This is a genomic window from Changchengzhania lutea, assembly GCF_006974145.1.
Classification (GTDB): domain Bacteria; phylum Bacteroidota; class Bacteroidia; order Flavobacteriales; family Flavobacteriaceae; genus Changchengzhania; species Changchengzhania lutea.
This window is the reverse complement of sequence record NZ_CP039456.1, coordinates 2,841,868-2,857,118: the sequence shown is the minus strand read 5'-3', so window position 1 is coordinate 2,857,118 and position 15,251 is coordinate 2,841,868. Positions and strand designations below refer to the sequence as shown.

Here is a 15,251-nt window from a genome sequence, read left to right as displayed (position 1 = left end):
TTTAATTTTCTGATAGTTTTAGCTTAATTATTAATTTTTCTAATGCTATAGCATCAGATTTATAATAAGCCGTTAGAAATTCTTTGTGTGATTTTTCGGGAGCTATGGTTAAAGTTTTTCGAATGATACGTTCTTTTAACCAATACGCATTCTCATACTTTTCTTGTACTGACGACGCTTTACTTAATTTAATGATTTCAGGATCGACTAAACCATAACGAAACACCGTTCTAAATAAGCGTTGTGCCTTTTTCCAATTCTCATTTGCAATTTCACTGTTATGTAACCTTAGTTGATCCCAATTAAGTTCCGTCACATCTACTGTTTTTCCAATATCATCGATACCTAATTCCAATAAAAAATCGGTTCTGTTCTGTTGTCCATCACCATTATAATCATAACTGATTTTATCAAAATAGCCATTATTATTGGTGTCTTCATATTGAATGACTTCCTCCGCCTTTTCTGGCATTTTTGTAGAAGCTACGCCATTTGGATGCGCTCCAGCCCAATAAGCCCTGTTAATATCCACAGTCCAAACGCCTTTTTCAGCACCTAAAAGATGAATTTTGCCATCCCAGTCCGTATGGTACAATTTGGCTTTTCCACTAAAATCAGTATCCCATTCACTACGGTCTCCAAGAGCATCAGATTGCGGATGATAAATGGGCGAATTTTTATTCATTCGCTCCAAAATATAAGGGTCGCCAGGGTAATAAATTTCAACCCGTTCCCAGCGGTGGCTGTCATCATCTTCATCAACCGTTAAATAAGCGCGTGCCCAAGTAGCAGAAAAGAGGCGATTTACAGCACCTTCGCGATTGAGATAAATAAACTGTGTTTGTTGCCGCCATTCGGCGTGTCTGTAATAAGGCATCACCCAATCAGGGGCTTTAACTTCTGGGAAGTTGTGTACTTGGTCTTTATAATCCAATCCAGGAGCTCCAGCAACGTACAGGGTCATATCATAATCCATTTCGTTATCACGTCCAGAATCGTTATCCAGATCATAGCTTATCCAAGCCTCGTCTACAATACCATCAAAACTCAATTTGTTTCGATCGTTTTTGTCAAACTTTCGGTTATCTGCTACTCGAATGGACATTTCTGATAAACCATCTTCATCAAAATCATAAAAAAGAAACGGATTTTCCCAAGAAAATTTAGGGTTTTCAACAGACCAAATTGGTGCGTGTTCTTTCAAAAAAGTGGTATTGCCGTGATAATTAGTACGCCAATTGGGACCTCTATCAAAACGTGTCCAGGAAACGGAAAGATCGTTCCACTCAATGTCCATAAGCAAACCCGTATTATCTAAATCAATCATTACAAAATAAATAGAGCCACTATCAGCAAAAACCCAGTCATAACCAACTTCTGGATTGCGACTAAATATTTGGATGTCTGGAATATCATCTTTATCTCTATCGGCCCATTTTACATTATAATCCCCGGGGCCATCGTAAAATCCATCATCATCCACATCAACTTGCAAAGCGTCGTTGCGCATATCGCCCCATTTATCATTCGTTGTCGCATCGTCATTTTCATCAAACCAACGCACACGCTTTCCATTCCACCATAATTCTATGATATCTGGATCTCCGTCCTTATCGAGATCTTTGTATATGATTTCTTTTCTTTTGAGATTATCCAAATCACTATGTGTTAAAGAGGTCACATCTGTTTCTCTCGGATAAACAGATGTTTTGGATTCCTGAGCATCAATAGTTAGGGCAAAAAGCGTCAAACATACAGTCGTGATAAGGATTGTTTTTATTGTTCTCATTTTATAAATTTAGTATCTGTAATTGGCTCTCCTACTTGGAGCATTGTCTCCTGCCTCGAATAAGTCGTATATAGTTTCTAATTTGCTTAGATTATCAACCCAATGAAAATCAAAATTTAAAGTTTCATTTTGTCTAAATAATGCTTTTGGAATGGATAACATAAGATCTTTGTCTTCTGTTTTATATGAAGTAATGCCAGCTTCTATCCAACCTTTTTTTGGATGGTATTTTTGAATGGTTGATGATTTAGAATCAGTAATATTTTGATTAACCAATAAATCATATCCTTCCCAACCAGTTGATTTATTCTGGTCAACATCAATAAAGAGTAGCATCCAATTGGAATCTGTACTTGGGGATAATTTTTCTTTCGTTTTTACGTAAAAATATACATTGTTTTCATCTCCAGTTACTTTACAAAGATCAATATCGTTGCGTCCATTAGTATTTATATACGGTCCTGCACTTCCTTGTTTTTGACTATTTCTGTGTTCAACATCTCCTATATGATCATAAAATGTGTTGTTAATAGAATTCCACTGTTCAAAACTTCCAGATATTAAAATGGTTTTGAAAGCATCTGATACTTGTGGAGTCTTCACACCTTTAAATTTACGAACATTCGCCATTAGTTGATAGTAATAATTATCGGAGTGTCCGTGTTTCATAGGTTCAATATCTCTACTATATTCTTGGTTATATTGATCTATAAAATATACATCTCCTTCTTTCAAAGGTCTTCCTGCGTTACCTAAATGTACCCCGGGATAAAAACTCCATTTTTGTAATTCTTTACTAATGTCTTTACCCATTTTCTGACTGTGTGCAGACCATTCGTTCCAACCTGTAATAAATACAAATTCTGGTTCAACTTCCAAAGCCCTATTCCATTGCTCTTGAAAAAACAAGCCATTATCCGTATATGGTGTTAATCCTAATTTATTGGTGTTAGGTTGATAAAAATTATGAAAACTTCTACCAATATTTGAAAGTGGATGCTGCGCAACAGCTACGGGTATCATCTCTTTTTCCGAAGGATTTTTATGCCAAGAAATAGCTTGTGGATAGTGGTCTATCCAAGGCCATTCGTCTTTACCGTTTTTATCATACCATGGTAACGATGTCCAAGCCCAACTTTGTTTTAAATTAAAAAAGCTTTTAATGTTTTCGGAAAACTTTATATCGTTGACCAAATTTCGTTGGGGTTGTTCATGCTGTCCATAAAGAAGTAATGGCTTACCCTTCCATATAAACCATAAATCTCTATAAAGTCCTTTGGAGTAAAATTCCTCCCAAAGCGTGTTAACGGATATTTCACTCCCCAAAAAGGCAATATCAGGGGTGTTTTCACCTTCCTTTCGCATCTCCTCAAAAACTTTACAGATAGTGGAATAAACCTCGAAATAGGTCTTATTGTTTGTGACGTCTAAAATGATGACATCAACGCCAGCATCAATAAGTTGAATGGCATGTTTTCGAATGGCCCATTCTTCACTATTCAAATAATAACCAATTTCTGGCTCTCCCCAATAATGACTACCGTTGCCCCATTTTGGATTTTCTGGATTTTTCTGGATGATTTCTGTCACATTAAAAGGTCCTGGTGCATTTGCATCGTCATGTGTAATAAAATAAAATATGCCAACATAACGGTTTTCTTTTTTTGGACCACACTCCTCATAATCAGGAAGCTTTCTCCCCAAAGCATCCGTTGCAACCCAAGTATCACTCTGAACGTTATTTAAGGTTTGGGCTTTTTTTTTCCAATATCCACTTTTTGCCTGATCTCATCCCAACTTTTAATGCCAATCATCTCTTTGTATTGATCAAAAACTTCGTCTTCTTTATCGGTTCCAAAAGCTTGATACACATTCCAAACTGGTTTTATGGCACCTGGTAGTTCTTCATCATCAGGAAATCGTCTCAATCCAATTCGTAAACCTCCCTCTCGACGATTATCTTGCCAGTTATGATATTGAAAGCCATCAATCCCATCTAAATATTTAATCTTTTTCATGGCATAAGCCATACCTGCAGCTTGTTCTTTTAAATCATTTTCACTGTAGGTTGGCGAGTTTGTACCATTTTCAGAAAGGTACACCGTGCGTTTATACTTTCCTTTATATAAAACTTCGGGTTGTTTAACCCAAGCATCTAACACTTCAATATTTTTAAAAGTAATGAGCTTGGTATCAAAATCAAAGCTCACTTTTTTGTCTAACCAAGTTTTGGGTTCCCGCAATGATTCTGGATAAGGATGCTGTGCAATGGCCCATTCAAAATCGCCTTCTGTTTTGGAGAATTGTAAAAGTTGTTCCAATAATTCTTTGGAAAGATAAAAATGAGGGTTGGAGGTCCAATTCCAATAATGCGTTAGTGATATAAACACTTTGGAGTTGGCATTATATTTTCTTGTAATATTATGGGAGATACGCATAGATTTATGGTACAGATCCATAAATACCAAAGCGGTTTTTTCCCCAGCATTGGTCCATACCCAACCGGCATCTACTTCGTTATGGATGATCCAATGGTGGATGCGTCCATATTTTTTATCCGGCCTACTATATCTATCTGCCAAAAAATCAAGAATGGCAGCATAATATTGAACACCTTCAGGAGTAGTTACATTGGGCATGGCATAAATTCCAGCGGGATCGGTATCGGGATGCTGTAAAATTTTACCAATAGTTTTATCGATAGATTGGGATGCTTTAGCAACTAATAAAATAGCAGAAACCTCAATATCTTTTGCAGAAGTAGAACGCATGGTTTTATCATATTTCTTAATCTCCTTTTTATTTATATAATAGGTTTTACCCATATAATCGAAAGGTATATTATCATCCGAAGGACTTGATCTTAACAAACCATTAATCCAGATATTTACAGTAGCACTGGTAATACCTAAATCATCTAAATCTGATATTGGGGCTTCTCTATTGGCACTATACCCACCAAGACCTTTTATAGTTGAAGGCTCAACAAACGGATAGGTATATTTCGGTACTACTGAATCTTGGTAACGTGCATTAGAAATTCGTTGGTAACCGCTCTTTGTTTTTTCAACTAAAACCCACTTTGATAGCAATCTGTCCTGAGTAAAATCATGTCTGTTTACAAAACGCTCAACACTAATTTGAAATTTTGAATTATTGACGTTTATTGGTTTTAAAAATTCGAAATCTTTTAATTCAGTAACATGTTCGTAAATACTAACTTCACCTAAATATAGATTTTTTGATAATGACGTTCCTGTAATTACAATGCTATCACTTTTTACAAGCACATGGGTCAATTTACTTTTTGTATCTGTTCTTAAATAGCTTAAAAGATTTTGTTCTAATATTTTTTCTTGCTTTTTAATGAGCTCTTTTTTGGCTGCAAGTTCTTTTTCTCTTTCTGTTAAGTCTCTTATTTTAAGGTTTTTGATTTGAATTTTTAAATCGGGAACATTGCCGAAATCAATACGTAAGTAATCGCCTTTTTTACCCCAGTTTTTTAATTCTTCTATAATATCAACTTTAAATTCTATCCAACCTTCCGTGGAACCAACATCTCTAATCATTTTTGCAGGAACACTATCTTTCAAAGGATAAAAATAAAGTTGAATAAAATCAACTCCCGTTGGACAAAAATATTCAAATGAGAAAATGGTGTTTGATGGTGTTGTGGCTTCAGTAAGTGGAAGCGTAAAAACATGGCCATCTTTACCTGTTGTTAAAATATCACTGGTTTTATCTTGAAGTGAATGTAAGGCTACATCGTTAAAATTATTTTCATCAATTTCCAAGCGTGTAGTTGCCTGTTGTGCCAATAAAACAATAGGAAATAGAATAAAGAGAAGTGTTTTTTTCATTAATTTTTTTGTGTTTAAACATCTAAAATTACGTTTTCATTTTTATTCCACTATCCTGTGCAATACTGTTTAGAATGCGCTACAGTTTAAAATGGAACGGTACAAAATAGATTTTTACTAAAACCATGTGTTTTATCATGCGCCCTTAATAAAGTTTTTATCTGTTAAATTAGTTGCCTTGTAAACATGGATTAATTATAAAATCTGTCAGGTCTCAATTTGAGTGACATTATCATCATTTAATGATTGTTAAACTAGTTTTTGTCCTGTCATATAAATGAGTTCTAAAAGTTGTCCTGGATATTAATATTTCCTCTTAATTCTTCAGGCACCACCGAAGATACATATGCCCGCCCCCAATCGCCCTGGGATTTGTAAAGTGGATTTTCTGAAGTGCTTTCTGGTTTGTAATCAGGGTTTCCGATTTATTAGGATAAATTAAAATAAGCTTCTGATACTTAGATATTTTTAGAAACCGTTCTTTTTATGGATTGTATATATCGTTTTCAAAACCTTAATGAATATCTACCATTGGCTCCTTAAGATCGGGTAAGATATAATCAAGAATAATTTATTTTAAATTTGTTATTTTCAAATTTAATAAGGGCAAGAAATTCAAACGTCTATAATTCTTTGATATGCCCCTATGGGATTACTTCTACTGAATAAATGTTTTCGAAGTGAGTTAAATTAACTATACTGTGGTATTAAAATTAGGTATTCACGCTGGGGTATAGTTAAGATATACTACATTGAGTTCCTATCAATAAAGTTGAAAGGGACCTTGATTTTACCTTTTTCTTTGTTTAGAATCATATGTGCTGTAGTTTCCCCCATTACCTTAAAATCTGTTGAAATAACCGTGATACCAAGTAATTCTTTTAACGGGGTATCATTATAAGAAATGACCCCAATATCTTTTCCTAAAATAAATTCGTCATCCCTAATTTGCTTTACCAAATTCACTAAATCTGCTTCCACAATGGTAATAAATAAGTCCCCTTTTTTAAGAATTATATCATCATATACTTCATTAAGTATTTCAAAATTCATTGACTTTTCAATACAAAATTTTCTAAAACCATGTAAAATCCTTCTTGGAAACGGATATACAGCTTTATCAGGATATACTAGAATAAGCTTTTGATATTTTGATATTTTTGGAAACCCTTCAGTTAATGCATTATATATATCATTTTCAAAATCCTGATAAATTTCTACAATAGGGCCATGCAAACCAGGTTTAAGGTTATCGAGAATAATTAATTTTTCGTTTGGTATTTTTTTTAGGGCTTTGAGTACTTCATCGGTAAAACTAATATGTTTTAAATCTTCTGTTTTAAAATGAGGCATGATAACATAATAATCGTATGCTGATTTGTGTTTGTCCATTAAATTCAAGAATAAGGACTCATCGCAATGATAAATATGTAAATCTGTGTGTGAGTTTCCTCCTATGGCATTAATAAACGAATTATAAGTAAGTAATTTGTAAGAACTTAACTTATTGACCAGAAATAAAATATTTATTTTAGATAACAGTTTTGTCCTAGTTATGTAATAGCCCTTGCCTCTTATAGAGGTGATTATATTTCGTTCCTTCAATATATTATAAGCCTTTTCTACGGTATCTCTAGATAAATAAAACTCTTCACTGAATAAATTAATAGATGGAATTTTTTGATCCATTTTAAGATTGCCCATAGATATGTTATATATTATGGAATCTACAATCTGCCTATATTTAGGTATTCGCGAATTTTCGTCGATTTTAATAAATTTAAACATCTCCATTTTATCAATCATAAGTTTATGGTAAGTATATTTCTCTACTAGCAAAGTAAATAGAATTATTCGTTTGTAAAAGTTTTAAAAATAAAAAATATACATTTATATAATAAATGGTATTAATTAAACGGCACAGTACAGGACAGAAACCAAACTCTTTGGACATATTTTTGTTCTTGAAATTTTTATTAAAAACCATGAAGAACCTAACAAAAAAATTCAATTACGTCGATTACTTATGGGATGATCAAAAAGCAGAGGCTTTAAATGATAACCAAGTAGAATTATTTTTATACCGATCAAACATCTTAGGAGCAGATTTAAGAATCACTAATTATGGTGGGGGCAACACAAGCTGTAGAACCATCGAAAAAGACCCGCTAACCAATGAAGATATTGAAGTCATGTGGATTAAAGGATCAGGGGGAGACATTGGTACTCTAAACAGAAGTGGTATCGCAGGTATCTACACCAAGCGATTAAGAGATCTAAAAAATGTCTATGGTGGTTTAGAAGATGAAGATAGAATGGTGGGTTTATTTAACCATTGTATTTATGATTTAGACAGCAAAGCACCTTCCATCGATACGCCATTACATGGGCTACTTCCATTCACACACATAGACCACTTGCACCCAGATGCGTTAATAGCCGTGGCTGCTGCCAAAGACAGTGAACAAGTAACCAAAGAAATTTGGGGAGATACAATGGGCTGGGTGCCTTGGCAACGTCCAGGGTTTGATTTAGGTCTTCAAATAGAAAAGTGTTTAGAAGATAATCCAGGTATTCGTGGTATCGTATTAGGGAGTCACGGTTTATTCACTTGGGGAGATACCTCTTATGAATGTTATATGAACAGCTTAGAGGTTATTGAAATGGCTTCTGAATTTATCGAAAATAAGATTAAAGAAAAAGGTAGTGTATTTGGCGGACAAAAAATTGAAAGTTTACCAAAAGCAGATCGTTTGGAAAAAGCGGCTCAAATCATGCCTTTATTAAGAGGTTTATGCTCTTCTGAAAATAGAATGATCGGACATTTCTCTGATACCGATGTGGTGATGGAATACATCAACAGTAATGATTTAGAACGATTGGCTCCTATGGGAACCTCCTGTCCAGATCATTTTTTAAGAACAAAAATTCAACCGTTAGTACTGACTTTAGGTAAAAATGAGGATTTATCGGATTCTGATGCTATATTTAAGAAATTAGAGCCGGCATTTGAGGCTTACAGACAAGAATATGCAAATTACTATAATACATGCAAAAAGGCAAACAGTCCTGCAATGCGTGATGCGAATCCGGTAATCATTATATACCCAGGAGTAGGGATGTTTAGTTTTGCAAAAAACAAGCAAACGACACGTGTAGCAAACGAATTTTATATCAATGCCATCAATGTCATGCGGGGTGCTGAAGCCATTACGGCTTATACCTCATTGCCAAGACAAGAGGCTTTTGATATTGAATATTGGCTATTAGAAGAAGCGAAATTATCACGGATGCCAAAAGAGCAACCCTTATCACGCAAGGTTGCTTTTGTTACTGGAGCTGGTGGTGGAATAGGAAAAGCTATAGCTGATAAATTGGCTGCTGAAGGTGCTAATGTAGTGTTGACAGATATCAATGAACAAAGTTTGATTGAAGCCAATGCAACATATAAAAGAGATGTATCTACTTATGCGATATGCGATGTTACCAATACAGAATCTATTGCAAATGCCTACAAAAAAGCATGTGTAGAGTTTGGAGGTGTTGATATTGTAGTGCACAGTGCTGGATTGGCAATTTCCAAACCTTTAGAAGAGACAACGGATAAGGATTGGAATATTCTTCAAAACGTTTTAGTAAAAGGACAATTTGATTTGGCAAAGCAATCTGTTGCCATTATGCGAAAGCAAGACCTTGGAGGTGATTTTATATCCATTGCCAGTAAAAATGGTTTGGTTTCTGGTCCAAATAACGTAGCTTACGGTACGTCAAAAGCCGCACAACAGCATATGGCTAGATTATTGGCCGCAGAATTAGGAAAAGATAAAATACGCGTCAATACGGTAAATCCTGATGGGGTTATTGTTGGTAGTAAAATCTGGGAAGGTGATTGGGCTGCTGGTAGAGCTAAAGCTTATGGCATTACCGTTGAAGAATTGCCTGCACATTATGCCAAAAGAAATTTATTGAACGAAATCATATATCCTGCAGATATCGCAAATGGCGTTTTCGCCTTAGTAGGCGTTTTAGATAAAACCACTGGTAATATTATTAATGTGGATGGCGGTATGGCTAATGCATTTGTAAGATAATTTTAAAGAAAGAGTTTTGAGTTAGTAGAGTAGAGTTGTTTTTAAAGAACACTTCCATAAACATTTAGTTTAGGTTTATGGGAGTTTCTTTTCTCTTAAAAAGAAGTAAAAATATATGGAAATCAAAAAAAATCATATTCAAGATTCAAATGAAAAAAAACTAAATAATCATAATGAACATTTTGATTTTTTAGCAAACAGATTAACAAAAAATAGTCACGATGTTTCAAATATTGTATCTAAATTATCTGAATTTCAAGTAGCTATTCCAAGCTGGGCCTTAGGTGCAGGCGGTACCCGTTTTGGACGTTTTTCATTTTATGGCGAACCTTCAAATTTAGAGCAAAAAATGGAAGATGTTGGAATCTTACATGCCCTTACCCAAACTGCTGGCGCGGTATCACTTCACATACCTTGGGATATTCCAAATGATTATAACGCTATTAAAGAGCAGGCCAATGGATTGAATATAACCTTCGATTCGGTAAATTCCAACACGTTTCAAGATCAAAAAAAAGCTAAGGAAAGTTATAAGTATGGCTCTTTAAGTAACACCAGTCAAGCAGTTAGGGAACAGGCCATTGCGCATAATTTAGATGTTATCAATATTGGAAACAAATTGGGTTCTAAAAGCTTAACCGTTTGGTTAGCCGATGGTTCTTGTTTTCCAGGACAAAACAATTTTCAGGCAGCTTTACAAAATACCGAGGACAGTTTAAAATCCATCTATAAAGGATTACCGACAGATTGGAAGATGCTTATAGAATACAAACCTTATGAGCCTAATTTTTACAGTACGGTTATTCAAGATTGGGGAACATCCTTTATGTTAGCTAACGCATGTGGCGATAAAGCATTTTCGTTAGTAGATTTAGGTCATCATTTACCAAACAGTAATATCGAACAGATTGTTTCTATTTTGATGCTGAAAGGCAAATTAGGTGGTTTCCATTTCAATGATAGCAAATATGGTGATGACGATCTGACCGTTGGAAGCATTAAACCCTATGCCCTATTTCTGATTTTTAATGAATTGGTTTACGGGATGGAAAACAACCCACAAAATCCAGATTTAGCATGGATGATTGATGCGAGCCATAATGTTAAAGATCCCTTGGAAGATTTACTTCAATCACTGGAGGCCATTCAAGAGGCTTATGCAAAAGCCTTATTGATTGACCAACAGGAATTAAAAGCAGCTCAACTTAATAATGATGTCGTTAAATGTCAGGAGATTTTACAAGGCGCTTACAGAACAGATGTGAGGCCATTACTTGAAAAAGCACGTCTAAATAGTGGTGGCGCATTACGTCCCATCGATTCATATCGCACTTTGGGTATTAGAAAGGCACTGATTAAAGAACGAGGGGAAAACACAGTAGCCACGGGGCTTTAAAATATGGGGAAGCAACAAAAAGTAACGGCCGTTTTCGATATTGGAAAAACCAATAAAAAGTTTTTTCTCTTTGATGAAGATTTCAAGGAAGTCCATAAAGAATACATTCATTTTGATGAAATCACTGATGAAGACGGATTTCCAACCGAAAACCTACCCGCTTTACAATCATGGCTCAAAGAGGTTTTTCATCGAATTTTAGAAGCAAAAGAATATCATGTAAAAGCCATAAATTTTTCTACTTATGGAGCGAGTTTTGTGCATATAGACGAATATGGAAAACCTATAACACCCTTATATAATTACACAAAACCTGTTGACCAAAATTTGGTTGATGATTTCTTTGAAAAATATGGTCCAAGAAAAGAATTCCTTAAAAAAACAGGATGTGCAGATTTAAGCATGTTAAATTCTGGTATTCAATTATATTGGTTAAAATATACTAAACCAGAGGTTTTTAAAAAAATCAAATATTCACTACACCTGCCACAGTATCTTACTTATATTTTCTCAGGTATTCCGTTAAGTGAATACACAAGTATTGGTTGCCACACGGCCCTATGGGATTATGGGAAGAAAGATTATCATGAATGGGTCTACACTGAAAATATTAACAAAATCCTACCACCCATTGTTTCTACAGAAACAAGCATAAATATGAATTATAATGGAAAACGTATTAAAATCGGTGTAGGTATTCATGATAGTTCAGCGGCTTTGTTACCTTATGTAAAAAGTATCAAGAAAAAATTTATTTTAGTATCTACAGGAACTTGGAGTATTGTTTTTAACCCCTTTACTGAAAACCCTATCGCTACAGAAGCAGATGATAACAGTGCCATTAATTACATGCGCATTAACGGAAAACCTGTTAAGGCGACACGTGTTTTTTTAGGTAATGAATATAAAATTCAAGTTGCCAAACTCGATAGGCATTTTGGTGTAAGTGATGACTATCACCGTTCGGTCAAATTTGATTTTGACACTTATTTTGAAATCATTCAAGATTTTAAACATTATTACAAATGGGAAAGTATCACGGATGAAGACATGCCAGAGAAAACCCAAATGTCCTATCAAAAATATGAACATGCGTACCATCAATTAATGACAGAGCTGGTCCTTCTTCAAATTAAATGTATAAAAAAAGCATTAGGGAAAAACAATATCGAAAGAATATATATAGACGGTGGCTTTAGCAATAACGATATTTACATTAAACTCTTATCACACTATTTTAGGGATAAAAAACTAAGTACCACAGATGCGTCGCTAGGTTCTGCTTTGGGGGCAGCCATTTCAATCTCAGACAATAAATTAAACTCAAAATTTTTAAAACAAAATTATGCACTCAAAAAACATGTCCCTTTTATAATTAAATAACATTATGAAATTAAAATTCGATACTCGTTACCCGTCTATTAATGATTTAAGAACCAAAGCTCAAAAAAAAATTCCAAAATTTGCCTTTGAATATTTGGATGGTGGTTGTAATGAAGACGTTAATTTACATCGTAATACATCGGAACTTAGAGAAGTTCAATTGAAACCCAATTATCTTCGGGATCACCATGGTTCTTCGCTAAAAACCAAATTATTTGGTATAGAATATGATGCGCCCTTTGGCATAGCACCCGTTGGGCTGCAAGGGCTTATTTGGCCCAATTCACCAGAAATTTTAGCTAAAGCCGCTTTTGAGCATAATATTCCGTTTGTTCTAAGTACGGTTACTACCACAAGTATAGAACGAGCGGGTGAACTTACAGAAGGAAAAGCCTGGTTTCAGCTTTATCATCCAACAGAGGATAGATTAAGAGATGATATTATTAAACGGGCACAGGCTGCGGAATGTCCAGTTTTGGTTATTCTTTGCGATGTTCCTACGTTTGGTTTCCGACCCAGAGATATTAGAAACGGATTGGCCATGCCTCCTAAAATGAACTTAACTAATATTTTACAAGCATTTGGCAGACCACATTGGAGTTTACAAACGCTAAAGCATGGTATACCAAGTTTTGAGGTTTTGAAACCATACATGCCTAAAGGATTAGATTTAAAACAACTAGGTAAGTTTATGGATCAAACCTTTAGCGGTAGATTAAATGAAGAAAAAATAAAGCCCATTCGCGATATGTGGAAAGGTAAATTGGTTTTAAAAGGCGTAGCCTCAGAATATGATGCAGAAGAAGCTATCAGACTTGGGATTGATGGTATTATTGTTTCCAACCATGGCGGCCGTCAATTAGATGCAGGACAATCCACTATTAAGCCATTACCAACCATTGCCGAAAAATATGGTGACCAAATAGAAGTGATGATGGATAGCGGTATCCGTTCAGGTCCTGATGTTGCAAGAGCTATGGCCAGTGGTGCTAAATTCACTTTTATGGGACGTTCTTTTATGTATGGTGTTTCAGCACTTGGCAAAAAAGGTGGCAACCATACGATATCTTTATTAAAGACAGAATTACAACAAGTTATGGAACAAATTTGTTGTGAAAACACCTCGGATTTTCCATACCATTTAATAAAATAATTTTTATAAGCTACGAATATCTAGATAAAACCAGACTATATGAGCCAAGTAAGTATTGAAGAAGATATAATTGAAGACATTGCAGGTGGGGAGTTTGAAAGAACTCCTGTTCCCCAATCAAAACTTAAGGGTTGGAAAAGTTTTATAGGCATGTATGCCGGCGAACATGCTGCTGGAACCGAGTTTATGATTGGCCCGTTGTTTTTAACAGCAGGGGTTAGCGCTTTTGATCTTATTGTTGGTCTATTAATTGGAAATCTTCTAGCTGTTTTGAGCTGGCGTTTTTTAACAGCTGAAATCGCTGTAAAAAACAGACTCACTCTATATTTTCAATTGGAAAAAATTTGTGGCAAAAAGTTGGTCACGGGTTACAATCTGGCCAACGGCATTTTATTTTGCTTTCTTGCCGGCGCGATGATAACGGTTTCTGCTACCGCCGTAGGTATTCCATTTGATATGGCCATGCCAAAATTAACAGACACCATGCCCAATAGCTTAACATGGGTTATTATTGTCATTTTAATTGGTGCTGTGATATCTATTATTGCTGCTCGTGGTTATGACACCGTAACAAAAGCTGCTAACTGGATGTCCCCATTTATTGTGGTGGCTTTTATAGCTTGTGGTATTGTCGCTTTAAATCAATTAAACGTTACTAGTTTCTCTGATTTTTGGAATATATGGGGCGAAGGTTCTGAGCCGTTTCCTGGGCAAACAAAATTCACTTTTTGGCATGTTGTTATTTGGTCTTGGTTTGCCAATGGTGCGATGCATGTTGGGATGTCTGATTTATCTGTTTTTCGTTTTGCTAAAAAAGCAAAAGCTGGTTGGACAACTGCTGCAGGCATGTATGTGGGCCATTATATGGCGTGGATTGCCGCAGCCTTGTTATATGCTGTGTATTTAAAATCTCCAGAGGCACAAGCTTTTCTAAGCAATGGCGACGCCCCTCCGGTAGCTCCTGGGCCTCTCGCAAATAATGCGATAGGTATTTTTGGAATTATCGCTGTGGTATTAGCTGGTTGGACAACTGCAAACCCTACTATTTATAGAGCTGGTTTGGCATTTCAAGCAATTTTGCCAAAATTATCGACTGCAAAAGTGACTATTTTAGCCGGGACGGTAGCAACCATTGCTGGTTTATTTCCTGCCTTTGCTATGAAACTTTTAGGTTTTGTTGCGCTTTATGGATTTATTTTAGCTCCTTTTGGAGCCATCATTGTCTTTGAGCATTTCTTTCATAAAAAAGCAGGTATTGTTAAAAATTATGCCGAAGTGAAGAAGCTTTCCTTTAACAAATCTGTGTTTTGGGCTTGGGCTATTAGCTTTGGACTGTTCTATTTTATTTCATTGCAATTTGATGTATTTTTATCTTTTGTAACACTTCCTGCTTGGTTATTGTGTGGTATTTTATTTATTGTTTTTAGTAAATATTCTCAAAAGAAGAATACATAAAACTCTTTAATAATATAGTTTTTAATCCTCAATCAAATCAACATAAACGCAACGAATAATTAAATTTAACCTATAAGAAAATGCTCTCTATAAAGAGAAGCACTGTGCCTAGAAACACATAAGC

The 15,251-nt window shown here is 35.1% G+C and carries 9 protein-coding genes; 5 read left to right on the top strand and 4 right to left on the bottom strand.

The annotated features are described in order from the left end of the window. Nucleotide 1: 1 nt before the first annotated feature. The 4 genes from FAF07_RS12895 to FAF07_RS12880 all read right to left on the bottom strand — a co-directional run bounded on the left by FAF07_RS12895 (nucleotide 2) and on the right by FAF07_RS12880 (nucleotide 7,437). Entirely contained in the window at nucleotides 2-1,789 is a 1,788-nt protein-coding gene (locus FAF07_RS12895) for a hypothetical protein (protein ID WP_142785489.1), read from the bottom strand. Between the two features lie 9 nt (nucleotides 1,790-1,798). Next, entirely contained in the window at nucleotides 1,799-3,493 is a 1,695-nt protein-coding gene (locus FAF07_RS12890) for a glycoside hydrolase family 71/99 protein (protein ID WP_142785488.1), read from the bottom strand. Between the two features lie 38 nt (nucleotides 3,494-3,531). Next, nucleotides 3,532-5,649: a DUF5722 domain-containing protein gene (locus FAF07_RS12885; RefSeq protein WP_142785487.1), complete on the bottom strand. Its 2,118-nt coding sequence runs from the start codon at nucleotides 5,647-5,649 to the stop codon at nucleotides 3,532-3,534. A 747-nt stretch (nucleotides 5,650-6,396) separates the two neighbouring features. Further along, a complete protein-coding gene (locus FAF07_RS12880) occupies nucleotides 6,397-7,437 on the bottom strand; it encodes a GntR family transcriptional regulator (RefSeq protein WP_142786625.1) in 1,041 nt (346 codons plus the stop codon). 197 nt (nucleotides 7,438-7,634) lie between these two features. Between FAF07_RS12880 and FAF07_RS12875 the strand changes: the two genes are divergently transcribed. From FAF07_RS12875 to FAF07_RS12855, 5 genes are all read left to right on the top strand, one after another. After that, a complete protein-coding gene (locus tag FAF07_RS12875) occupies nucleotides 7,635-9,740 on the top strand; it encodes a bifunctional aldolase/short-chain dehydrogenase (protein ID WP_142785486.1) in 2,106 nt (701 codons plus the stop codon). 115 nt (nucleotides 9,741-9,855) lie between these two features. Continuing rightward, a complete protein-coding gene (locus FAF07_RS12870; protein ID WP_142785485.1) occupies nucleotides 9,856-11,136 on the top strand; it encodes a sugar isomerase in 1,281 nt (426 codons plus the stop codon). Between the two features lie 3 nt (nucleotides 11,137-11,139). Next, nucleotides 11,140-12,519, top strand: coding sequence for an FGGY-family carbohydrate kinase (locus FAF07_RS12865; protein ID WP_142785484.1), 1,380 nt, complete (start codon nucleotides 11,140-11,142; stop codon nucleotides 12,517-12,519). Nucleotides 12,520-12,523: 4 nt separating this feature from the next. Further along, entirely contained in the window at nucleotides 12,524-13,672 is a 1,149-nt protein-coding gene (locus FAF07_RS12860) for an alpha-hydroxy acid oxidase (protein ID WP_142785483.1), read from the top strand. A 39-nt stretch (nucleotides 13,673-13,711) separates the two neighbouring features. Continuing rightward, a complete protein-coding gene (locus FAF07_RS12855; RefSeq protein ID WP_142785482.1) occupies nucleotides 13,712-15,127 on the top strand; it encodes a purine-cytosine permease family protein in 1,416 nt (471 codons plus the stop codon). Nucleotides 15,128-15,251: the final 124 nt, after the last annotated feature.